Annotated in this window: 20 protein-coding genes and 1 tRNA gene; 6 read left to right on the forward strand and 15 right to left on the reverse strand. The window is 61.9% G+C overall.

The features are described 5' to 3' along the window. Positions 1-87 precede the first annotated feature (87 nt). Together ACEN9T_RS14470 and ACEN9T_RS14475 are read left to right on the forward strand one after the other, a co-directional pair. Positions 88-1,875: a terminase ATPase subunit family protein gene (locus ACEN9T_RS14470; RefSeq protein ID WP_413708085.1), complete on the forward strand. Its 1,788-nt coding sequence runs from the start codon at positions 88-90 to the stop codon at positions 1,873-1,875. Next, positions 1,872-2,909, forward strand: coding sequence for a phage portal protein (locus ACEN9T_RS14475; protein ID WP_413708086.1), 1,038 nt, complete (start codon positions 1,872-1,874; stop codon positions 2,907-2,909). The genes ACEN9T_RS14470 and ACEN9T_RS14475 overlap by 4 nt, the downstream gene beginning before the upstream one ends. 12 nt (positions 2,910-2,921) lie before the next feature. On the opposite strand, the gene ACEN9T_RS14480 is transcribed toward ACEN9T_RS14475, so the two are convergent. The 7 genes from ACEN9T_RS14480 to ACEN9T_RS14510 form a co-directional block, all read right to left on the reverse strand. Then, positions 2,922-3,632: an Imm52 family immunity protein gene (locus ACEN9T_RS14480; RefSeq protein WP_413708087.1), complete on the reverse strand. Its 711-nt coding sequence runs from the start codon at positions 3,630-3,632 to the stop codon at positions 2,922-2,924. After that, complete coding sequence (locus tag ACEN9T_RS14485) at positions 3,629-4,201, reverse strand: restriction endonuclease fold toxin 5 domain-containing protein (RefSeq protein WP_260799620.1); 573 nt, start codon at positions 4,199-4,201, stop codon at positions 3,629-3,631. Before ACEN9T_RS14485 ends, ACEN9T_RS14480 begins: the two co-directional genes overlap by 4 nt. Then, positions 4,201-4,548 (reverse strand): hypothetical protein, encoded by a 348-nt coding sequence (locus ACEN9T_RS14490; RefSeq protein WP_413708088.1) that lies wholly within the window; start codon positions 4,546-4,548, stop codon positions 4,201-4,203. Before ACEN9T_RS14490 ends, ACEN9T_RS14485 begins: the two co-directional genes overlap by 1 nt. Then, positions 4,535-5,038: a DUF4123 domain-containing protein gene (locus ACEN9T_RS14495; protein ID WP_413708089.1), complete on the reverse strand. Its 504-nt coding sequence runs from the start codon at positions 5,036-5,038 to the stop codon at positions 4,535-4,537. The genes ACEN9T_RS14490 and ACEN9T_RS14495 overlap by 14 nt, the downstream gene beginning before the upstream one ends. Positions 5,039-5,040: 2 nt before the next feature. Then, positions 5,041-5,382, reverse strand: coding sequence for a PAAR domain-containing protein (locus ACEN9T_RS14500; RefSeq protein WP_413708451.1), 342 nt, complete (start codon positions 5,380-5,382; stop codon positions 5,041-5,043). A 200-nt stretch (positions 5,383-5,582) separates the two neighbouring features. Next, positions 5,583-6,524, reverse strand: coding sequence for an SOS response-associated peptidase family protein (locus ACEN9T_RS14505; protein WP_413708090.1), 942 nt, complete (start codon positions 6,522-6,524; stop codon positions 5,583-5,585). A 32-nt stretch (positions 6,525-6,556) separates the two neighbouring features. Continuing rightward, the gene (locus ACEN9T_RS14510) at positions 6,557-7,081 is read right to left on the reverse strand and encodes a hypothetical protein (RefSeq protein WP_413708091.1); all 525 of its coding nucleotides are present in this window, start codon (positions 7,079-7,081) and stop codon (positions 6,557-6,559) included. A gap of 999 nt (positions 7,082-8,080) precedes the next feature. Here ACEN9T_RS14510 and ACEN9T_RS14515 point away from each other — a divergent pair. Next, complete coding sequence (locus ACEN9T_RS14515; RefSeq protein ID WP_413708092.1) at positions 8,081-8,428, forward strand: hypothetical protein; 348 nt, start codon at positions 8,081-8,083, stop codon at positions 8,426-8,428. 167 nt (positions 8,429-8,595) lie between these two features. Then, a complete protein-coding gene (locus tag ACEN9T_RS14520) occupies positions 8,596-9,126 on the forward strand; it encodes a hypothetical protein (RefSeq protein WP_413708093.1) in 531 nt (176 codons plus the stop codon). 731 nt (positions 9,127-9,857) lie between these two features. On the opposite strand, the gene ACEN9T_RS14525 is transcribed toward ACEN9T_RS14520, so the two are convergent. From ACEN9T_RS14525 to pepN, 3 genes are all read right to left on the reverse strand, one after another. Then, positions 9,858-9,933, reverse strand: a tRNA-Thr gene (locus tag ACEN9T_RS14525). A 76-nt stretch (positions 9,934-10,009) separates the two neighbouring features. After that, the gene (locus ACEN9T_RS14530; protein WP_092969467.1) at positions 10,010-11,026 is read right to left on the reverse strand and encodes a class 1 fructose-bisphosphatase; all 1,017 of its coding nucleotides are present in this window, start codon (positions 11,024-11,026) and stop codon (positions 10,010-10,012) included. A 46-nt stretch (positions 11,027-11,072) separates the two neighbouring features. Beyond that, positions 11,073-13,787: an aminopeptidase N gene (gene pepN / locus ACEN9T_RS14535; RefSeq protein WP_413708094.1), complete on the reverse strand. Its 2,715-nt coding sequence runs from the start codon at positions 13,785-13,787 to the stop codon at positions 11,073-11,075. Positions 13,788-13,942: 155 nt separating this feature from the next. Here pepN and ACEN9T_RS14540 point away from each other — a divergent pair, with 155 nt between their 5' ends. Together ACEN9T_RS14540 and ACEN9T_RS14545 are read left to right on the forward strand one after the other, a co-directional pair. Beyond that, on the forward strand, positions 13,943-14,611 hold the full coding sequence (locus ACEN9T_RS14540; RefSeq protein WP_092969473.1) for a DUF4136 domain-containing protein: 669 nt from the start codon (positions 13,943-13,945) through the stop codon (positions 14,609-14,611). 293 nt (positions 14,612-14,904) lie between these two features. Beyond that, on the forward strand, positions 14,905-17,226 hold the full coding sequence (locus ACEN9T_RS14545) for an NADP-dependent malic enzyme (RefSeq protein WP_092969476.1): 2,322 nt from the start codon (positions 14,905-14,907) through the stop codon (positions 17,224-17,226). A 98-nt stretch (positions 17,227-17,324) separates the two neighbouring features. Here the strand turns inward: ACEN9T_RS14545 and ACEN9T_RS14550 are convergent, their stop codons facing one another. The 5 genes from ACEN9T_RS14550 to ACEN9T_RS14570 form a co-directional block, all read right to left on the reverse strand. Further along, the gene (locus tag ACEN9T_RS14550; protein WP_092969479.1) at positions 17,325-18,395 is read right to left on the reverse strand and encodes a porin; all 1,071 of its coding nucleotides are present in this window, start codon (positions 18,393-18,395) and stop codon (positions 17,325-17,327) included. 151 nt (positions 18,396-18,546) lie between these two features. After that, positions 18,547-19,071, reverse strand: coding sequence for a 2-oxo-4-hydroxy-4-carboxy-5-ureidoimidazoline decarboxylase (gene uraD, locus ACEN9T_RS14555; RefSeq protein WP_413708095.1), 525 nt, complete (start codon positions 19,069-19,071; stop codon positions 18,547-18,549). Further along, a complete protein-coding gene (gene puuE, locus ACEN9T_RS14560) occupies positions 19,068-20,030 on the reverse strand; it encodes an allantoinase PuuE (protein WP_413708096.1) in 963 nt (320 codons plus the stop codon). Before puuE ends, uraD begins: the two co-directional genes overlap by 4 nt. 111 nt (positions 20,031-20,141) lie before the next feature. Beyond that, positions 20,142-21,560, reverse strand: a complete 1,419-nt coding sequence (locus tag ACEN9T_RS14565; protein ID WP_413708097.1) for an 8-oxoguanine deaminase — start codon at positions 21,558-21,560, stop codon at positions 20,142-20,144. 4 nt (positions 21,561-21,564) lie between these two features. Next, positions 21,565-22,974 (reverse strand): nucleobase:cation symporter-2 family protein, encoded by a 1,410-nt coding sequence (locus ACEN9T_RS14570; protein ID WP_092969491.1) that lies wholly within the window; start codon positions 22,972-22,974, stop codon positions 21,565-21,567. Positions 22,975-23,153: the final 179 nt, after the last annotated feature.

The following is a 23,153-nucleotide window of genomic DNA, read 5'->3' on the forward strand; positions in this document are numbered from 1 at the left end:
CGCGCGGGCAACGCGTTGGTGTTGTGCGAACCCGCGCCACAACAGGCAGCGCGTGGCACGCGCGCGCGCGGCCGGTAGCGTGGCGGCATGACTACGTTGCCGCCTATCGCTTCTCTCTCAATCGATCCGGAAATGGACCCGCGCCGCGTGGCGAGATCGCTCTACTGGCAGGGCTACCGCGTTGCGCGCATTGCGGAAATGCTCAAGGTGAAGCCGGTGACGGTGCATAGCTGGAAGCGCCGTGACGGATGGGCGGACACGACGCCGGATGAGCGCGTGGCGCTGACGATTGAAGAGCGCTTGATGCGCCTGGTGGCGAAGGAGCAGAAGGAAGGGCGAGACTTCAAAGAGATTGACCTGTTGAACCGGCAGCTCAACAACGTGGCGCGGCGCGAGCGGTACCGCGATGGCGGCAACGAGACGGACCTCAACCCGAAGGTGGCCAACCGCAATGCGGGGCCGCGCAAGAAGGCGGAGCGCAACGCGATCAGCCCGGAGGAGCAGGAGCAGTTGCTCGATGCGTTCCGCGATTCGCTGTTTGGGTATCAGGAGGTGTGGCACCGCGCGGGTGAGGCGGAGCGGATTCGCAACATCCTGAAGTCACGCCAGATTGGGGCGACCTGGTACTTCGCGCGCGAGGCGTTTATCGATGCGCTGACGACGGGGCGGAATCAGATCTTTCTGTCGGCCAGCAAGGCGCAGGCGCACGTGTTCAAGCAATACATGGTGCAGTTTGCGAAGGACGCGGCCGGCGTGGAGCTGAAGGGCGACCCCATCGTGCTGCCGAACGGGGCAACGCTGTACTTCCTGGGAACGAACGCGCGCACGGCGCAGAGCTATCACGGCAACCTGTATTTCGACGAGTACTTCTGGGTGCCGCGCTTCCAGGAGCTGCGCAAGGTCGCCTCCGGGATGGCGATCCACAAGCACTGGCGGCAGACGTATTTCTCGACGCCTTCCAGTCTGGCACATGAGGCGTATCCGTTCTGGTCGGGTGCGCTCTTCAACCGGGGCAAGGCGAAGGACAGCCAGGTCAAGATTGATGTGAGCCATGCCGCGCTGCGCGACGGGCTGCGCTGTGCCGATGGCCAGTGGCGGCAGATCGTGACGGTGGAGGATGCGCTGCGCGGTGGCTGCAATCTGTTCGACCTGGACCAACTGCGCCTGGAGTACAGCGAGCCGGATTACGCGAACCTGTTGATGTGCCAGTTCGTGGATGACACGGCGTCTGTGTTCCCGCTGTCGATGCTGATGCGCGGGATGGTGGATAGCTGGGAGCTTTGGCCGGACTTTAGGCCGTTTGCACCGCGTCCGTTTGGGGCGCGGGAGGTGTGGCTCGGGTATGACCCCAACGGCGGCGGGCCGACCGGCGATAGTGCGGCCATTGTGGTGCTGGCGCCCCCGGCGGTGCCGGGCGGCAAGTTCCGCGTGCTGGAGAAGCACCAGTTCAAGGGCATCGATTTTGAGGAGCAAGCGCGCGCGATCCTGCGCGTCTGCGGCCGCTACAACGTCACCTTCATCGGCATCGACCGCACGGGCGTTGGAGACGCCGTCTACCAGCTCGTGACGAAGTCGCGGCCGGATGCGCGCGGCTTCTCGTATTCCGTAGAGGTGAAGACGAGCCTAGTGCTGAAGGCGTTCGACGTCATCAGCAAGGGTCGGCTGGAGTTCGACGCGGGCTGGACCGACTTTGCCGCGTCGTTCATGTCCATCAAGAAAACCGTTACCGCCTCCGGCGCGCGCGTCACCTATCAGGCGGGGCGCTCGGAGGACACCAGCCACGCCGATCTGGCGTGGGCCTGCATGCATGCGCTTTCGCACGAACCGCTCGAAGGCGCGACATCGACCAATTCAAGCATTCTGGAGTTTTCATGAGCCGCAGGAAGAACCGCCGCGCCGCTGGCGCAGCCATGTCCGTCAAACAGCACAGCAGCCACGCGCCAAGTGCGGAGGCGTTTTCGTTTGGTGACCCGATGGAGGTGCTCGATCGGCGCGAGCTGCTCGACTACCTGGAGTGCATGCGGATGGAGAAGTGGTTCGAGCCGCCGCTGCCGTGGGAAGGGTTGGCGCGGTCGTTTCGTGCCGCTGCGCACCACAGCTCGGCGATCTATGTGAAGCGCAACATCCTGGTCAGCACGTTCATTCCGCATCCGCTGTTCTCGCGTGCGGCGTTTGAGCGTTTTGTGCTCGACTGGCAGGTGTTTGGGAATGCGTATCTGGAGAACCGATTGAGCTGGGCCGGCTCCAGCATGGGATTGGCGCCAGCGATGGCTAAGTACATGCGGCGGGGTGTCGATCTGTCGACGTATTACTTCGTGCAAGGCGCCGCCGAGCCGCACCAGTTTGCGCGGGGCACGGTGTTCCACCTGCAGGAGCCTGACATCAATCAGGAGGTGTATGGGTTGCCGGAATACCTATCGTCGCTGAATGCGACGTGGCTGAACGAGTCGGCGACGCTGTTCCGCCGGCGGTATTACAAGAACGGATCGCATGCGGGATTCATTTTGTACATGACCGACGCGGCGCAGAAGATGGAAGACGTGGATGCGCTGCGCGAGGCGTTGAAGAACTCGAAGGGGCCGGGCAACTTCCGCAACCTGTTTGTGTACGCGCCGGAGGGGAAGAAGGACGGGATTCAGTTGCTGCCAGTGTCAGAGGTGGCGGCGAAGGATGAATTCTGGAACATCAAGAGCGTGACGCGCGATGACCAGCTCGCTTCGCACCGGGTGCCGCCCCAGCTTATGGGGATCATTCCGTCGAACACCGGGGGCTTTGGGGATGTGGAGAAGGCCGCTCTGGTGTTCGCGCGGAATGAGGTTAAGCCGCTGCAGGATCGGCTGTTGGCGATTAATGAGTGGGTGGGGGAGGAGGTGGTTAGGTTTGAGCCTTACCTGCTCGCCGAGGCCTGAGGCATACAACGTTCAAAGGTCTGCCACGCGCGGCAGCAAATCTTGGTCGACCAGGCGGACCTCGATTTTGTTTGCGATGCGCACGTGCTCGGGGTCAGCGTCCGAGAACGCCGCATCCGTGACGCTCACGACAATGGTGCCAATCTGCTTTTTGTCGTCGATGACAGGAATCAAGGCGCCGGCTTCGGGCACTTGCTGCACCGTCAGCGTCTTCGGCAAATAGATCATCCAGCCTACGCCCGGGCGGTCTTTGAACACCTTCAGTGGAAAGTACCCGCCAGATTCCAGCGTGATGGCGCTTGCTTGCCATTGCAGAGCTGCCGCTTGCACGACTGCTACAGCGCCCTCGTAGGCTTGGGGAAAGGCACCAGGCTTGACCCGCAAAATGGCAGTCGATGTCTCGGGGCCAGGCCGCGCGATGATTTGGAGGGACGCGCCGTTGGCGTCGGTCTTGCCATTCCAAATGCCGATGATGCGCGGATCCACTTCTTTCCGGAGTTCTTCGGTAACAACCGCAGTTGCGGCTGTCGTCGGGCCGTTGGCGTCGAAAACCTCGTACCGTGTGGCCTCTTCTCTGGACTCGCCTTTCAGGTACCACGTGGACAGCTCGGGCGATTGGTCACCCAGCACGCGGCAAAACGTAGCCAGTTCCTGCAGCAAGGCAATGGCTTCCAGGGAGCCTTGATGACGAAAGACAGCGGTTAGCTCGTAGGGACGCTTCATGGTGTGTAATGCGTTTCGATCGTGAGCCGCATGGCGGCAAAAATCCGGGTGAAATAGGCGTAGCTGAGTGGCTCCATAAAGTGCCAATGTAGCTGAACTGGCGGCATCGGCTTCGCTACCAGAGCCTGCTTGGTGGCTTCTGCCATGAGGGGCTGGTCACCTTTCCACCACTCAAACGGTCCGAAATCATCGAAGAACTGGTCGTACTTTGCCTTGGCTTCTAGCAGCAGGCACGGCGCGGATTGGAAACCATCAAAATCAACGCCCGCAAAGTTCCACTCAGTGAACGGCGCAAAGCCCGTGATGCGTGCCTGGTAGGCGCGCGACACATCCGACATATTCCAGTTGCGCGTTACCAAGGTCCCTTTGTCGGGGGTGCAGTCTTTGCACTTTTCCTTGGTTTTAGTTTGTGCTTCGGTCTTCGCAATGGGCGCGGTGCGGGCGTTATCGGCTTCCTCTTTCCGCTTGAGCACTTCTTTGGTCGCACCGTCGGCGACGACACCTATGCCGAGGGCGACCAGTAGGCGCGCGAGCGCTCCTTCAATGAGTGGTGCGGCTGCAGCTGCCATCAAAGGCCCCCTTCAAGTTTCTTTTGCAACACGGCCTCCAGATCGTCTAGTCGCTGTTCTGGCGTGGCGCCGGGCTTCCGAAGGTAGGTTTCGATGACAGGATCAGTCACGAGCGTTGGTGCATCCGCAGCCATGTACATGAGCCAGACAATATGGGGCGTGGAGGTGAAGCCGATGCGCTGTGCGTAGTCATGGGCCGCCTGCATGCGCCCGAGAATCACTTCGCGTCCAGGCTCTTGCAGCAGCTCAGGGCGATTTGCCAGAAACTGGTCGCACACCGTAGCAACGAACTGATTGGCGTCGCAGGCCTGTAGTGCTTGCCACTGGCGCTCGTCAAGCCTCAGCATGCTTTCTCCCGATGTGAGCGCGCTGGCCGTCGCGCAGCAGATGCCATTCGTGGATGTGGGCGAAGAAGGTTTTGCGCTGCTTTGGGTCTAGTACGTTGGCCAGGCTGGCAAGCACGCGCGGATCCCAGAAGCGAAGGAGAGCGACGCGGCCGTCTGGTATGCGCACGTCGAGGTGGAGCCGTAGCAGTTGCGCGAGACCATGCAAGTCGGCTTCGGTGATCAGCCATGTCACGGACGGGGCTTCGCGCTCCAAGCCTGCGAGGTCGTTTGCCATGGCCTCGCCGGCCTCTTCGATGTCGACCAGCCAAGGGCCAGCGTGCGCTAGCGCTCCATCCGGTGTGCCGTGGAACAGTGATGTAAAGCCGGGGCTGTAGTCCAATCGTTCGCCGCGATGATTCTCGTACTGGATGCCGTCGACCAGCGCGTAGAGACGGAGTGCGGGAAAGGCTGTCTGCAGGTCGGCCAACCGCTCGGCTACATCAAGCGCCATGATCAGCTCCGAACGACAGTGGAGCTACCACTTGCGGCGGCTTTAATGAGGCATGACAGGCAAACGCCGGACGTTGTCGGTGCTGCAATTGTTGCCGCCTGTGCTGCCAGTGCGCCGGTGGGACTGCCGGTACCGGAAACCATCGCGGATGCGGTACCAGTCGCCTGACTGGCGAGCAGGTTGGCACCGCACGCGGTCTTGTCCAAGTGGCGGGCATACGTGTTACCACCGCCGTCAACGACGATGCTGTCGCTCTTAAGTATGGGGAAGGTGCCCTTGCATTTTGGACACACTGTCATGTCGCCAGAGCGGGCAATGGGCTTGCCCTGCATGGTGGACGTCATGTCGCCAGTAATGACGGTGCCACCGTGGGTGGTTTTGTCGCCCACGACGATGAAGGGCTTCTGTCCTGAGGGCACGGGATTCCTCCGTTGCTACGCTTTACCTGGTGCACCTGGTGGGGGCGGCGCCATGCTAGCGAGCTTTGGGGGGCACGGGTGCTGAAAAGATTTGAAATCTGATTTGAGGGGCAGGCAGCCCTGCGTCACATGGATGTCGTTTTGCGGTGGCTGTAGAACGGCTGCAATTTATCGTCCAGGATGGCGTCCAGCGCATCCAGGTTGCGCGGTTGCGGATTCAGCCAGGCATCGATGTTCTCCGGCTTGATAGGGACCGGACACCGATCGTGGCCAGCCTCCGAAATCTCCGGCGGCGGTTCGTCGGTGATGATGGCGAACGACAGCAGATCCTTCTCGCCGGGCTTGGTCGCGCGCCAGTGTGACCACACGCAGGCGACGAGCAGCGTCTGCGGCGGGTCGGGGCGGAATTCGACGATGGCGTTTGTGCCGTCTGGCTGGGCAACGTATTCATAGAACGCGTCGACCAGGACAAGGCCGTGCGTGTGGCCGTACTGGCCTTTCCAGAAGCCGCGCAGGTTGTCGCGGCGGGCGTTGTAGGTGCCGGGATACTGCTCGTCGTAGAAGGCAGGTTTGCCGGCGGGGCGGCACTGGTAGCGCATCGGTTTGACGACGCGTCGGCCGTTCTCCATGACCATCACGGGCGCGTACCAGCCGGGGTAGATGCGCGAGTCGCGCGGCTTGAGCTCGGTGCTCTTGAGTTCTTCGAGCTTGCCCTTGGCCGCCGCGATCTTGTTGGTGGCAATGCGGACGTCTTCAGCGGCTTTCTTGGTGGCCTTGGCGGCGAGGGCCTGCTGGGCTTTCTCGAGCCGTTCGGTCTGCTTGGCCAGCTCCTGCAGCAGCGCGATTTCGTCTGCGGCCATGCGCGCGCGGATGACCTCGGCGATTTTCTTTTCTTCTTCTGTCTCGGGCGATTCGAGGAAGTGCACGGTCATCGCCCTCGGCACGCGCATCTTGGGGTTGGCGAAGTACTCCATCACCATCCGCGTGAAGTCGTCGAGCGACATGATGGCGCCGTACTCGTGTACGAACCGTCGATAGTCGGCTTCGATTTGGGCGGAGTAGCACATGGGCGGCTCCCATAGACTCAGGCCATCATAGATCAGCGGCGAGACTTCGCAATTCGCTCTAACGCGGCTTCTTCATCGGGAAACCATCGCAATGGCGGCGCGTTGGGCGAAGGGTGTTGCCGTAGCGACTGCAGCAGGGTCGTGAGACGGTATTCGAATGGCCGCTCGATGCCAGTCACCTCAAGCACTGTAGCGACATAGCGAGCCCAATGAATATCTTGCCGTAGATACCAAATCTCCCAGACAAGCCGATGCACGTCTGGGGTTCGGTTGCGCTTCCAGATCTCTTTGATCTCTTCAACCGTGAGCCGAGGCGGTTCTTTGCGCCGGCCACCGCCAACACCCGGTCCGATCTCTAGCGGCGTGCCGGGAATCTCCATCCGGGACTGCTCGATGGGCTCCCATTTTTCTACAACGCGGTATCGCCCAGGTCCTGGGGCAAAAAACTTCGCGGCATCTTCCTCGCTCATGTGGTGGCGAGTGGATTTCCAGTTCTTTTTCCCCGCTTCCATGTAGCGATAGCGGTGGATGAAGCGGGACGGAGAGGGCGTTGCCATGATTGCAAAATACTGTATGGATATACAGTATCCGAGGCACGATCCTACGAGTCAACGTAGACAATGCAGACGTGGACAGTGAGGCACCTAGCGGGGCGCTGGAGCGCTTCTTTGCGCACGGGTTGCCCGTGGCGTCATCCCGTGTTGATTGGGTCGCTACGTGCGCTGTGCGCATGCCGGTGGGGTTCTGATGCGACCGGTGAGGAGGCCGGCGAGGCTGGTGCCGCGACCCGGCGCGCGCCGTTGGGACCCCGCCTCACCTGCGCGCTTCATCGAGCGGTTTTTATGCACGCGCATAGGCCTCAAAGCGGTGATTCGACGGTGCGTGGACCCCGGGGCAAATTGCAGCGGAGCTATGCACATTTATGCGCATGGCTGTTGCAGACCGGCATGCAGGCCTGAGAAAGCTTCTGTGTGAGTGCTTCACCGGACCCCCATGTCTTCTACGCGCGGGAGAAGGGGCGTGTTGTTCGCGCGACAGGAGTTCGTCAACGACCCTACTTGTTCGGCAGGATATCCTTCCCAGAACGCGTGTATATACGTATGATCCGTTCAACAAGTTGTTGAACACCAAAGATGTGCATAAAAAAGCACTTGCCGGGTCATCCGTTTGGGGAGTTTGGTTACTTTTTAGGCATGTAGCCTTGCTTTGCCCTGGGTGGTCCGTATATACAAAAGGGGCGGCATGCTGAACTTAGTTATCACCCCCAGCATCAAACACAAGCTGGAAGTCAGGCACGGCGTGACCGAGTTGGAGGTTCGTCAGTGCTTTCTAAACCTCTGCGGGACCTACCTTGTCGATGATCGAGAGGATCATCGAACCGACCCGCCCACCCTGTGGTTTGTTGCAGAGACGGACCGAGGGCGGAAGCTCAAGATCATATTCGTTCCAGTCGATGGAAACATCATGCTGAAGTCCGCGTACGACGCATCCCCCCAAGTGCAGGGGATCTACGATCGGCACGGAAAGTAACAAAAACCTCACAGGAAGGAGTCGCCATGACCAAAGCCCACAAGATCACAGGTACCGAGGAAGCTTGGGATGCCGGTGTGCTGGGCAACGATGAGCAGCATGCCAAGGCAGTAAGCGCAGAAATGCGTGAAGCGGTCGACAAGACGCTTGGCCTGCAAGCTGTATCGATTCGCCTCCCCAAGGCGTTGATCGATGACTTCAAGCTCATCGCGAAGATCCACGACATGGGCTATCAGCCGCTGATGCGTGAAGCACTGGTGCGTTTTGCGGAAGGTGAAAAGAAGGTGCTACTGATTCAGTACGCAGAAAGGCTTGCGCAAGAACAGGCCGAGCAAAAGGAAACGCCGCCAGATGAACACCGAAAGGCTGCCTAAAACCATGCCGCAAAAAACCCGCCTTTAGGCGGGTTTTTTTTATTGCTTGTTTTTTAAGAAAATGATTGATGCAGCAGGGCCATCGCCGTAAATTTTTGTGTGATTGAGAATCGTCGCCATCCGGTAAACTGCCCCGCGCAAGCAAATTTCAATGAATGGGATTGGGGATGAGTGATTTTATTCAAAACCTCACGAAAAGCAGCTTTTGGCTAAGCGTCGTACTCGTTGGCGTTTTAATTAACTTTGCCAGCTCGTGGCTCCAAGTTGGGTTTGGTAAGCTCTCCCATCGGTATACGCGTTCACGTCTCGTCAAAACGGAGAAAGAGGCTAGGTACTATGCGGTTCTTTTGGAGCGAGCCATCAAGAGCGACCGCGACTTCGACTTGGCGCTCCACCGGAGCCGAATGGCAGCCGCCGCCGCGGATCGGTATTTATTGTTGGGTGTCCTTGCCGTCGTTATGTTTGGAGCCCAGTCGGTCATTGGCTTGATGGGTGGGATTCAGACATCTTCGCATCCCAGTCAGTTTTCAATGTGGTCGCTGGTAGCAATGTATGCGTTCGACGTTGTGTTGTTGTATATGTCACTCGGACAAGCGAGAAAGCTGCTGATTACGTCAAAGCGGCATTCGGAGATCGCAAATAGTGCAGCGAGAGCGGCGAACATCCAGCGGAACAGACGTGATGCTTTTCGCCGATGACGATTTCCGAGCCTGGGTCCCAATAGCGTGGGAGGGCATGGGCTGTGTGTCCCTCTGGCACACCGAAGACGGTCAATTCGCGTTCACCATGCTCACCAATGAAGGCCGGAGCCTCGTCGTATCGGCCGGATTCATCGTTCGACATCGCAACCCCCGTTGTCTCACTGAGGCGAGCGGCCAAAACGGAAAGCTCATGGTGAGCGCCAAACTCTACTGTCGCGAGGAATGATTTCGTCGACACCCGATGCCCTGGTCGTTGTCGTAGTTTTGGATCTGGTATCGGAAAAAGGTAATTTCCGTAATCCCACCCCCAAAAGCAACGTATCTATTTGATCTAACACCGCTTTTCTGGTTACCTCTACATGGTAATGCTGGGTAATCGAAAAGGTAATCGCCTCGTAAGCCCTTGATTCTTATAGATCCGAGCAAGGCGAGAGGTAACTCTCTACAAAGGTAATGAGATTACCTATAGGTTACCAAGAAATTACCTTTGCTCGATGACCTGCAAAGCCTTGTGCCACAAAGGTTTGCGGCGGAAACGATTTGAGGGATTACTGAGATTACCTTTTTCCGATGGCGGCCGGGAAGGTAGGAGGGGGCGGGAGGCGTGTCGCGCCTGATGGAGGCTATCGCGCTAGCGGTCGATGTCCGCTGTGGTGGACTCGCAGTACGCCAAAATTACGCCAAAAAAGACAAAACCCAAGCACTGGCTTGGGTTTTGAATGATGTCCTGGTGCCGCTGACCGGAATCGAACTGGTGACCTTCGCATTACGAATGCGCTGCTCTACCGACTGAGCTACAGCGGCGTCGGAAACAGCGATTCTAACAGAACTTTTTGTCGCTCTGCAAGAACCGCTGGAACAACAGTCTTACGGGGCGTCGTTACGCAGTTTTCTTGGCGTCGAGGTGATATTGCGTGACGCGATCCACCTCGTTCTTCGATCCCAGGACGACGGCCACACGCTGGTGCAGCTGTTCGGGCTGGATATCCAGAATGCGTTGCTCGCCGTTGGTGGCTGCGCCGCCAGCTTGTTCCACAAGGAAAGCCATCGGGTTGGCTTCGTACATCAGACGCAGCTTGCCGGCCTTACCCGGCTCGCGCTTGTCCCACGGGTACATGAAGACGCCGCCGCGCGTGAGGATGCGATGCACGTCGGCCACCATCGAGGCGATCCAGCGCATGTTGAAATCCTTGCCGCGCGGGCCTTCGGTGCCGGCCAGGCACTCGTCGATGTAGCGGCGCACGGGCGGGGCCCAGTGGCGCATGTTCGACATGTTGATGGCGAATTCCTTCGTGTCGACCGGAATCTTCACGTCGCGGCTGGTGAGGACGAAGCTGCCGACTTCACGGTCCAGCGTGAACATGTGCACGCCATTACCGACGGTCAGCACCAGCGTGGTCTGCGGGCCGTACACGGCGTAACCGGCAGCGACTTGCTTTGCACCCGGCTGCATGAAATCGGCTTCGGTCACAGCTTGGCCTGCTTGGGGCATGTGCAGCACCGAGAAGATCGTGCCGATCGATACGTTCACGTCGATGTTGGACGAGCCGTCGAGCGGATCGAACAGCAGCAGGTATTCGCCCTTCGGATAGCGGTGCGGAATCTCATAGAACGATTCCATTTCTTCCGAGGCCATGGCGGCCAGGTTGCCGCCGTATTCGTTGGCTTCAAGCAGGACTTCGTTGGCGATCACGTCCAGCTTCTGCTGGGTTTCGCCTTGCACGTTGCCGGTGCCGGCCGAGCCGAGCACGCCGGCAAGGGCCCCCTTGTTGACGCTGTGCGAGATCGCCTTGCAGGCGCGCGCCACGACTTCGAGCAGCAGACGCAGCTCGGCCGGGATGGTGTTGTGCTCGCGCTGCTCTTCGATCAGGTAGCGGGTGAGGTTGATGCGCTTCATGGGTTCTCCTGAGACGGGCGCGATTTTACGATACAAGCGGTGACATTCAGGCCAGCGCCTTGCCGACGATCTCGCGCACATCGCGCGAGAGGCTCGGATGCGCCGCCACGCGCTTGAGCGCGTCCTGCATGGCGTCGCGCAGCGTGGGTACGTATTTGCGCCAGCGGTCCAGCGCGCGTGCCAGGCGGGCAGAGACCTGCGGGTTGATGGCGTCGAGCGCGAGCACCTGCTCGGCCCAATAGGCATAGCCCGAACCATCGGCGGCGTGGAACTGCGCCGGGTTGCCCGAGCAGAAGCTGAAGATCAGGGAGCGCGCGCGGTTCGGGTTGCGCAGCGTGAAGGCCGGATGGGCCATCAACGCGCGCACGGTGGCCAGCGTCGGTTTACCGGCGGCGCCCGGTTGCATGGCTTGCAGTGAGAACCACTTGTCGATGACGAGGGCATCGTCGGCAAAGCGCGTGTAGAAATCAGCCAGCGCCGCTTCGCGTCCCGGGGCATAGCTGGTGACCATTGCGGAGAGGGCGCCCATGCGGTCGGTCATGTTGGTCGCGCGGGCATATTGCTGTTCGGCCAGGGCCAGTGCTTCGGGGGCTTCGGTTTCCACCAAGTAGCCCAGAGCGATGTTCTTGAGGGCGCGCTTGCCTGCAGATACCGCGTCGGGCGAGTAGGGGCCGTCGGTCTGGTTGTCCTGATGGGCGCGCAGCAACTCTGCGTTGAGCTTTTCTGCCAGCGTGCGGCGCAGCGTGCGGCGGGCCGTGTGGATGGCAGCTGGATCGGCCACGTCCATGCGCTCGGCCAGATAGCCTTCGGCTGGCAGGATCAGCATCTGCTCGCGGAAGGCCGGATCAAGCGAGGTGTCGGCGACCACGGCACGCAGGGCTTCAACCAGCGCCGGATCAACCACCGGCGTGCGGCCATACTGGATGTCCGTCACCATGCGCAGCAGCGTATCGGTGGCCAGACGCTGACCAGCTTCCCAGCGATTGAACGGATCGGAATCGTGCGCGAGCTGGAAGGTGAGCTGCTCGGTCGTGTAGCCGTATTCCACGATGACCGGCGCCGAGAAATTGCGCAGCAGCGAGGGCAACGGCGCTTCGGCCACATCTTCGAAGACGAAGGTCTGCTTGGTTTCAGTGAAGTCCAGCACGCGCGTGGTCACGGGCGAGGGCGATGCGGCTTCACCGCGCAAACGCAGCGGCAAGTCGCGGCCGTTCTTGTCGATCAGGCCGATCGCAAACGGAATGTGGAACGGTTGCTTCTGGATGCCGCTGTTCACTTCGATACCGACCGGCTCGCAGCGCTGGCGCAGCGTGAGCGTGTAGGTATGCGTGGCGGCATCGTGGTGGCCTTCGACTGCCACGACCGGCGTGCCGGCCTGGCTATACCAGCGGCCGAATTGCGTGAGGTCCCGGCTGTTGGCATCGGCCATGGCGGCGCGGAAGTCGTCGCAGGTGACAGCGTGGCCATCGTGACGCTGGAAGTACAGGTCCATGCCCTTGCGGAAGCCGTCGCGGTCGAGCAGCGTCTGGTACATGCGCACGACTTCCGCGCCTTTTTCGTACACCGTGACGGTGTAGAAGTTGTTGATTTCTTCGTAGCTGTCGGGCCGCACCGGGTGCGCCATCGGCCCCGCATCTTCCGGAAACTGCGCCTGGCGCAGCAGTCGAACGTCTTCGATGCGCTTGACGGCGCGGGCGCTGGCAGCGGCGGCTTCATTGCCGGCTTGCGCGGCCGCTTGTGCCGCCATATCGGCGGAGAATTCCTGATCGCGGAACACCGTCAAGCCTTCCTTCAGGCTCAGCTGGAACCAGTCGCGGCAGGTGACGCGGTTGCCCGTCCAATTGTGGAAGTATTCGTGGCCGACCACCGATTCGATGTTGGCGAAGTCCACATCGGTCGCCGTCTCGGCATTGGCCAGCACGTACTTCGTATTGAAGATGTTCAGGCCCTTGTTCTCCATCGCGCCCATGTTGAAGTCGCCCACGGCGACGATCATGAAGCGGTCGAGATCCAGTTCCAGGCCGAAGCGGCGTTCGTCCCAATGGATCGAGTGGATGAGCGAATCCATCGCGTGGCGGGTCTTGCCGAGGTCTTGCGCTTCCACCCACACCTGCAGCAGCTTCTCTTTGCCCGAAGCTGACTGGATGCGTTCTTCAATGCACTCGAGCTTGCCCGCCACCAGCGCGAACAGGTACGACGGTTTCTTGAACGGGTCGTGCCACACCGCTTCGTGGCGGCCGTCCGGCAGGTCGCGCTCCGACATAAGGTTGCCGTTGGACAGCAGCACCGGGTAGTCCGCTTTCGATGCGCGCAGCGTGACGGTGTAGACCGTCATCACGTCCGGGCGGTCGAGGAAGTAGGTGATCTTGCGAAAGCCCTCTGCCTCGCACTGCGTGAAGAAATTGCCATTGGAAACGTACAGACCCATCAGCGAGGAGTTCGCTGCGGGATTGCAGTACGTCGTGAGTTCCAGCGTGAAGCTGGTGCCGACATCGGCCGGCACGGCATCGATGGTGAGCGTGTCGCCGGAGGCCTGCAGGCCGGACAGCGCTTTGCCGTCAACGGTTGCGCCCGCCAGTTCCAGCCCTTCACCCGCCAGCACGAGGGGCTTGCCGGCATCCGTGCGCGTCATGCGCATGCGGTTGATGACGCGGGTGCGCTCGGGCACGAGATCGATCTCCAGGGCCACTTCGTCAATGCGGAAAGCGGGCGCGGAGTAGTCCTTGCGGTAAATCGTGACGGCGGTATCGGTGCGCAACATCGGTAACATCCTCGTAGCGGTACGCAAAAGGCCATTGTACTCAGGCCCTTGGCGGGAATCTTCCGCGCGGGGCGTCACTCTGAGTAACAGAGCGCGCGCAGCCCCGCTTCCGGGGCCCGCGACCATCTGTCTGATTGAGAGTAGGGGGATTTTCTATGTGGAAATGGATCAAGACATCGGGCGTCTGGCCGATGGTCGGCGCGCTGATGGCGGCCAGCCTGCTGGCCAGCTGCGCGAGCACGGTTACCAGCCAGGTGACCGCGTTCCGGCAACCCGGCTGGACCGACAACCCGCCGCGCACCTATGCCTTCGAGCACACCGCACCGCAGCAAAATGATCTGGAACGCCAGACCTACGAGGCGTGGACATCTGACCAACTAGCTTCCCACGGTTTTACCAGCGTGCCGCGTGCCAGCGCACGCTATCTGGTTCGCCTGGACTACTCGACCGCCACGCGCCTCGTGCAGGTGCGCCAGCCCGTGTATCCGGACCCATATTGGGGTCCGGGGCCCTGGGGGCCGTGGCGCAGCCCTTGGGGGCCCTGGGGCCCATGGGGGCCACAATATGTGGATACCAACGTGCAGGTGCCGTTCTATGCCTATCACGTGGAAATTGACGAGGCAGCCACCGGCAAGCGCGTGTATCAGGTGACGGCGCAAACGCAGGGAGGGGATGGATCGCTGACGGCTGTGATGCCCTATCTGGTACGCAGCGCCTTTGCCAATTTTCCGGCACCGAACGCGCAGCCCATCCTCATAGAATTGCCCGTTGATCCATCGGTGAAACCGGCGGCGAAACCCGCATCCGGGCCGACACCCAAGTAGTGCGCCAGGGTGGGTTTTGGCTGGCGGTCTACGTTAGAATGCATGACCTAATCTGTAGGCCGCCAGCCGTATCCCGCTTGAGCGTTGTCAATTCATCCCGTCTCGCGTCGACCGCCACCCCTGGCCGGCGCCGCCTCCGCCCCGTCGCTACCCTCTTGACGGTGCTGTGCAACGCGTGCGGCCTCACCCCCGGTTTCTCTCTGTTCCCACTGTTTTTTGCCACTTCGTCTCAGGGAGTTTCTGCCTGAGCGCATGTGCGCCATCTGCGGAACTCCCCATCAGGATTCATTGCTATGAACGACAAGCTTCACGACGCCTCGCCGGATTCCCAAGACCAAGGCGCCGAGGCCGAACTGCGCCGCGCGGCGTTTGAATACCACCGCTCCCCGACGCGCGGCAAGATTGAGGTGCGCCCGACCAAGGCGCTGATCAACCAGCGTGACCTCTCGCTGGCGTATTCGCCGGGCGTGGCGTATCCGTGTACCGCGATCGAGCAAGACCCGTCGCTGGCGGCGGAGTACACTTCGCGCGGCAACCTTGTCGGCGTGATCACCAACGGCACCGCGGTGCTGGGCCTGGGCGACATTGGGCCGCTGGCCAGCAAGCCCGTCATGGAAGGCAAGGGCTGCCTGTTCAAGAAGTTTGCCGGCGTCGATGTGTTCGATATCGAACTGGCAGAGCGCGATCCGGACAAGCTGGTCGACATCATTGCCTCGCTGGAGCCGACGCTCGGCGGGATCAACCTCGAAGACATCAAGGCCCCCGAGTGCTTCTACATCGAGCAGAAGCTGCGCGACCGCCTGAACATTCCCGTTTTCCACGATGACCAGCACGGCACGGCGATCATCTCGTCGGCGGCGCTGCTCAACGGCCTGAAGGTTGTCGGCAAGGACATCGGCAGCGTAAAGGTGGCCGTGTCGGGCGCGGGTGCCGCGGCCATCGCCTGCCTGGACGTGATGGTGGGCCTGGGCGTCAAGCGTGAAAACGTCTACGTGGTCGATTCGAAGGGCGTGATCTATGTTGGCCGCGACGCCAAGATGGAGCCGAACAAGGCACGCTATGCGCAAGACACGTCGGCCCGTACGCTGGCCGACATCGTGCGCGACGCAGACGTGTTCCTCGGTTGCTCGGCCGCAGGCGTGCTGACCGCCGACATGGTCAAGACCATGGCTCCGAAGCCGATCATCCTGGCGCTGGCCAACCCCGAGCCGGAAATCCGCCCGGAAGTGGCCAAAGCGGCGCGCCCGGACTGCATCATTGCCACCGGCCGCTCGGATTACCCGAACCAGGTCAACAACGTGCTGTGCTTCCCCTACATCTTCCGCGGTGCGCTCGACTGTGGCGCCACCAAGATCACGGAAGAGATGAAGCTTGCGTGCGTGAAGGCCATCGCGGAACTGACCGAAGCCGAAACGAACGACGCAGTGGCTCAGGCTTATGCCGGCCAGGACCTGACCTTCGGCCCGGATTACATCATCCCGAAGCCGTTCGATTCGCGCCTGATCGAGAAGATCGCACCCGCCGTCGCCAAGGCCGCGGAAGAGTCCGGCGTGGCTACGCGCCCGATCAAGGATCTGGATGCCTATCGCGCCCAGCTGAGCGACTTCGTGTACCACACGGGCCTGACCATGCGCCCGGTGTTCTCGGCCGCCAAGGCCAACCCGAAGCGCGTCGTGTACGCCGAAGGTGAAGAAGAGCGTGTGCTGCGTGCGGTGCAGACGGTGGTCGACGAAGGCTTGGCCAAGCCGATCCTGATCGGCCGCCCGCACGTGATTGAAATGCGTATCCAGAAGGCGGGCCTGCGCCTGAAGCCGGGCGTGCATTTCGAGCTGGTGGATCCGGAAGACGACCGCCGCTATCACCAGTACCACACCGCTTACCACGAGCTGATGGGCCGCAACGGCGTGACGCCGGATATGGCGAAGTCGGCACTGCGCCGTTCGAACACGCTGATCGGCGCACTGCTGGTGCGTCTGGGTGATGCCGATGCGCTGCTGTGCGGCACGGTTGGCCGTTTTGATGCCCACCTGGAACACGTGCGCGACGTGATCGGTCTGGCGCCGAACGCCAAGGTGTTCGCCGCCATGAACGGCCTGATGCTGGAGAAGCACACGCTGTTCATCACCGACACGTTCGTCAATGAAATGCCGAGCGCAGAAGAGCTGGCCGACATCACCAAGCTGGCAGCAGAAGAAGTGCGCCGTTTCGGCCAGGAACCGAAAGTGGCGATGCTGTCGCACTCGATGTTCGGCTCGTCGAAGAACGCATCGGCCCGCCGCATGCGCGCCGCGTATGACCTGTTGAAGGCCGAAGCGCCAGATCTGCAGGTGGAAGGTGAGATCCAGGGCGACGCAGCGTTGTCGGAAGACATCCGCCACCACTTCCTGCCCAAGAGCGCGTTCTCGGGCAGCGCAAACCTGCTGGTGATGCCGTCGCTCGACGCCGCCAACATTGCCTTCAACCTGCTCAAGATCACGGGCGGGCAGGGCGTGACGGTGGGCCCGATCCTGCTGGGCGCGGCCAAGCCGGTGCACATCCTGAACCCGTCGGCCACATCGCGCCGCATCGTCAACATGACGGCACTGGCGGTGGCAGACGTGTCGGCTACGCGCTGATCGGTTGATCCGAATGTTGGGCCGCTGAAGGTTGGCGGTCCAAAAGAAAACGGCGCCTGGGGAAAGTCCAGGCGCCGTTTTTCTTTGCTGCCGACCGCTTAGAACTTCGCGCGGATGCCCACGCCGAAGGTGTCTGCGGAGCTGAGGTTCGTCACCTTGTCGCGCATGTACGCGGCGTACACATCGGTGCGCTTGGACAGCGAGTAGTCGTAGCCGACTGCCCACGTGTTGCGCTTCACGTCAGCCGCACCCGAGGTCTTCGTGTACGCGTACGACGCCAGGATGCTGCCCGGGCCCACCGGCACCGACACGCCCAGTTGGCCGCCGTTGCTCTTCGCGTCGCCCGAGTTGATGGCGTTCTTGATGTACTGGTATTGGCCGTACACCTTGGCCACGCCAAAGTCGTACGTGGCGCCCAGTTGCGCGGCCGTCTGGCGCGAGAAGCCTGCCACCAGCGCGTTCAGGTCACCCGGAGCGGAGTCGAAGCGCACTTGCTGGAAGGCTGCCGTGGCCGCGAAGTTGCCATGGAAGTACAGGAAGTTGCCGCCCCACTTGTTCTGGCCATTGTGGCCAGCTTGCTCGCCCGCGCCGTAGATGAAGTTGGCCGTCAGACCGTTGAAGTCCGGCGTCGAGTACATGATCGAGTTGTTCCAGCCCGAATCGCCGACGAGGCCCGAGATGCCGCCGGGGCCGCTCAGGCCGTTGCCGAGGTACGTGTGGAACACCATCGGCGAGAACGTGTACGAATCGATGAACGGGTTGAACAGGATCGTCGAGACAAAGTACGGCGGCGTCAGGCGGCCGAGCTTGATCGAGCCCCACGTGCTCGATTGCAGGCCGACGAACGAGTTGCGGGCGAAGAACGTGTCGCCGTCAAAGCGGCCGTACTTGCCGGTGTCGGGGCGGAAGAACGCTTCCAGCGTGAAGATCGCCTTCAGGCCGTTGCCGAGGTCTTCGCTGCCCTTCATGCCCCAGTACGAGGTCGACATACCGCCCGAGTTGACGCCCCAGGCGCGATCCGGTGCGCCCAGGCTCTTGGTGGCGCCGGCCCAGGCATCCACCTGGCCGTACAACGTGACGGACGATTGCGCTTGCGCACCGGCACTTGCTGCCCCCAGTGCCGATGCCACTGCCAGCGCGGCTACGCCACGCTTGAATTTCGACTGCATTGCTACCTCCTTTGTTGTTGAAGATCACTGCGGGTTGCGCCGCATTCTTTGATGCGGTCGCAGGTCGGCTGGTCAGGCTCCATGCCGATCGGCGTCCCATGCCCCATGACACCGCGCCCACAGCGTTGTTTTTGCTGATGAACCTGAAAAATCAGTTCGCTGAAATCAAGTCGGCCAGGCGAAAACCTGCGATGCGATGAATCTGTTCGAGCGACGTACGCAGCTCGGTATCGCGGTCGTTCTCCACGCGCTTGCTGAAGTTCTCGATGATTCCGTGGCGGTCATAGCCGCGCACTGCCAGGATGTATGGGAAGCCGAACTTCTCGTTGTACTGGGCGTTGAGCGCCTGCAGGCGCGCAAACTCTTCCGGCGTGCACAGGTTCAAGCCCGCGCCGCTTTGTTCGCGCGTCGACTCGGCAGTCAGTTCACCGCGCACGGCAGCCTTGCCGGCCAGCTCCGGGTGGGCGCGCACCAGCTTGAGCTGAGGCTCAATGCCTGCGGTATCCACTGCATTGCGCATGGCGGCTGCGAGTGCCTCCGCCGAGGCGAACGGACGCTGCGTGGCGGCCTGTTCGGCAACCCACGGCGAGTGCTCGTAGATGCCACCCAGGACTTGCATGAACTGCGGTGCGTCCATGCCGTTGAGTTGCGAGAGGGTATAGGTGGTCTGGCTCATGCTGTGGTGCTCAAAACGGGTTGCTTGGCATACGGATGGTTCTGGATCCAGTGCCGCGCGATGTCGATACGGCGGCAGATCCACACCTTGTCGTGCGATTGCACGTAGTCAAGGAAGCGCTGCAGCGCACGGAAGCGCGCCGGGCGGCCCAGCAGGCGGCAGTGCATGCCGATCGAGAGCATCTTCGGCTGCGCGAGCCCGCTGGGATCGCCTTCTTCGTACAGCACGTCGAATGCGTCCTTCAGGTACTGGTAGAAGTGGTCGGCCGTGTTGAAGCCTTGTGGGCTGGCGAAGCGCATGTCGTTGGTGTCGAGCGTGTACGGCACCACCAGGTGCGGCTTGTGCTCGCCGGACGAGGTTTGGACTTCGGTCCAGAAGGGCAGGTCATCGCCGTAATAGTCGGCGTCGTAGGCGAAGCCGCCGTGCTCGACCACGAGGCGGCGCGTGTTGGGGCTGTCGCGGCCGGTGTACCAGCCCAGCGGTGCGTTGCCAGTCAGCTCGCGGATGATCTCGACGCCGATGCGCATGTGCTCGCGCTCGGTCGCTTCGTCGACGTTCTGGTAATGGATCCAGCGCCAGCCGTGGCAGGCGATTTCGTGGCCCAGGTCAACGAAGGCTTGCGTCACGTCCGGATGGCGCTGCAGGGCCATCGACACACCGAAGATCGTCAGCGGCAGGCCGCGCTTTTCAAACTCGCGCAGGATGCGCCACACGCCCGCCCGCGAGCCGTATTCGTAGATGCCCTCCATGCTCATGTGGCGGTCGGGGTAGGCCGCAGCGCCAATGATTTCGGAGAGGAACTGCTCGGAGCCGGCGTCGCCGTGCAAGACGCAGTTTTCACCGCCCTCTTCGTAGTTGAGGACGAACTGCAGGGCTACGCGTGCACCGCCCGGCCAATTGGCGTTGGGCGGGTTCTTGCCGTAACCGATGAGATCGCGCGGATAGTTATTGTTTGTCATGGTTTTTTCATGTCGAGGAGACTTCATACAACACCGGTCAGACAGTGGAATGCGGCTTTCCAAATTCACGACATCACAGCGGCGTCATGAACAAGACAAAGCGCCATCGCGTCAGGCCGGGACTGCCCGGGCAGCCTGCGCCAGTTCCAGCGCGAGCCTCCGGTGAACCGTGAGATGGGCGTCGAGTTCAAGCGTGGTCAGGCGGCCGTCTTCGACGACCACGCGCCCGTTGATCACGCTGTGCGCCACGTTGGACGGGGCACAGAACACCAGCGCCGCGACCGGGTCGTGGTCGGCGCCGGCAAAGCTGACTTGGTGGCGATCGAAGCTGACAAAGTCGGCCGACATACCGGGTGCGAGCGCGCCGATGTCGTCGCGGTTGAGCACACGCGCCCCGCCGAGCGTGGCGATCTCCAGCGCCTCGCGCGCGCTCATCGCCGCGGGGCCAAAGCCGACGCGTGCGAGCAGCATGGCCTGGCGTGTTTCGCCGAGCATGTGCGCGCCATCGTTCGATGCACTGCCATCCACGCCTAGGCCGACCGGCACGCCGGCATCGCGCATGGTGCGGATGGGCGCAATGCCCGACGCCAGCCGCATGTTCGAGCACGGGCAATGCGCGACGCCGGTGCCGGTGCGTGCGAATACGTCGATGCCGTGGGCGTCGAGCTTCACGCAGTGCGCATGCCAGACGTCGCGGCCGACCCAACCGAGGTCTTCCGCGTACTCGGCCGGCGTCATGCCGAACTTCTCGCGCGAATATGCGATGTCGTTGTCGTTCTCGGCCAGGTGCGTGTGCATCGATACGCCGTAGCTGCGCGCGAGCTTGGCCGATTCGCGCATCAGGTCGCGCGAGACGGAGAAAGGCGAGCACGGTGCCACCACAACACGCAGCATCGAATGGCGATCGGCGTTGTGCCAGGTTTCGATCAGGCGCTGCGTTTCCTTGAGGATCGCCTCTTCGCCTTCGACCACGCGGTCCGGCGGCAAACCGCCCTGGCTGCGGCCGACGCTCATGCTGCCGCGCGCCGCGTGAAAGCGCATGCCAATCTGCTGCGCTGCTTCGATGGAATCGTCGAGCCGGCTGCCGTTCGGATACAGATACAGGTGGTCGCTCGAGGTCGTGCAACCCGAGAGCAGCAGTTCCGCCATCGCCGTGAGCGTGGACACGCGCACCATCTCTGGCGTGAGGCCTGCCCACACCGGATACAGGTTCGTCAGCCAGCCGAACAGTTCCGCGTCCTGCGCGGCGGGTAGGGCGCGCGTCAGGCTCTGATACATGTGATGGTGCGTGTTGACGAAGCCCGGCGTGACCACCTGGTCGCGCAACTCCATCACGCGCACGTTGGGCTGACCGATAGCCTCGCGATACTGCGACGGAAGATCCGCCGTGGCGCCGACCCATTCGATCACGCCACCGCGCGCAACCAGGGCGCCGTCGGGGATCTCGCGGCGTTGCGCATCCATGGTGACCAGCACGTCGGCATGGCGGGCGATCAAAAGCGGGTCGTTGTGCGCGACAGTGGCGTTCATGCAATTACTCCGTGCCGTGGGTGTTGGCGGCAGCGTCGCGCATTGCGTGCTCGGCCGACTGCATGCCGTTGTAGTAAAGGTTCAGGATGACCGCGACCAGCGTGCCCAGCACGATGCCGCTATGCGTGACCGGCTCCAGCCAATGCGGCAGGTACTGGAAGAAGGTCGGTGCCAGCGTCGGGATCATGCCGAAGCCGATCGAGATCGCCACGATGAACAGGTTGTGGCGATACTTGTTGAAATCGATCGAGCCGAGAATGCGCACACCCGTGGCGGCCACCATGCCGAACATCACGATGCCCGCGCCGCCCAGCACGAAGGAGGGAACCGACGCCACGATGTGCGCCATCTTCGGGAACAGGCCCAGCGCGATCAGGATCAGGCCGCCCATGGCTGCCACGAAGCGCGAACGCACACCCGTGACCGTCACCAGCCCCACGTTCTGCGAGAACGAGGTGTACGGGAACGTGTTGAACAGGCCGCCGATCACGGTGCCCAGGCCATCAGCGCGCAGGCCGCGCGTGAGGTCATCGGTGGAGAGCTTCTTGCCGGTGATTTCTGCCAGCGCCAGGAACATGCCGGTCGATTCCACCAGCGTGATCATCATCACGATGCACATCGAAGCGATGGCGCCGAAGTGGAAGGTCGGCATGCCGAAGTGCAGCGGCGTGATCACGGCCACCCAGTCGGCCTCGGTGATGCCGGCAAAGCTGACCTTGCCGAACGCCATGGCGATGAACGTGCCGATCACGATGCCCAGCAGCACGGCAATGTTGCCGATCAGGCCGCGGCCGTACTTCGTCAGCAACAGGATGATGACGAGCACTGCCAGCGCAATGCCCAGGCCGCTCAGATCGCCGTAGGCCGGGTTGGGCACGGTCTTGAGCACGCCGTCGACCATGGTCTTCATGGTCGGCTGGCCGCCCGCTGCCCAGTTGATCCCCACGCCCATCAGCGACATGCCGATCAGCGTGATGACGGTGCCCGTCACGACCGGCGGAAAGAGCCCAAGCACGCGCCCCATGAGCGGCGCGACGATGATGCCGAACAACCCCGCCGCGATCACGGCGCCGTAGATGCCGAGCAGGCCGATGCTCGGGTCGGTGCCGATGGCAATCATCGGGCCCACCGACGCGAACGTCACGCCCATCATGACCGGCATGCGGATGCCGAACTTCCACACACCGAAGGCCTGGATGAGCGTGGCAAGGCCGGCGGCAAAAAGATCTGCGTTGATCAGGAAAGCGAGCTGTTCCTTGGGCAGATGCAGTGCACCGCCCACAATCAGAGGCACTGCCACGGTGCCTGCATACATCACCAATACATGTTGCAGGCCCAATGCGAGCAGGCGTCCGTACGCCACACGCTCATTGGTCAGGTCCGCCGTGGGGGCGGCGATGGTGCTGCTTGCCATAAAGGTCTCCTTTGGGTGGTAAGCCGGACGGCGTCCAGCTTTGAGCCTGACCACGTTCCTGCTGCGCGCTGCGGGCTTGCCCTGTGACACTCGCCGTACTCGTGTAGGGCTGTGTTTCCCGGGCCAACCTTGGGCTGATTGCTGCGGATCGTGAACAGGTTCTTGGGCGGCCGGCCTCT

This window comes from Ralstonia sp. Ralssp110, assembly GCF_047325135.1.
GTDB classification, from domain to species: Bacteria; Pseudomonadota; Gammaproteobacteria; order Burkholderiales; family Burkholderiaceae; genus Ralstonia; species Ralstonia mojiangensis.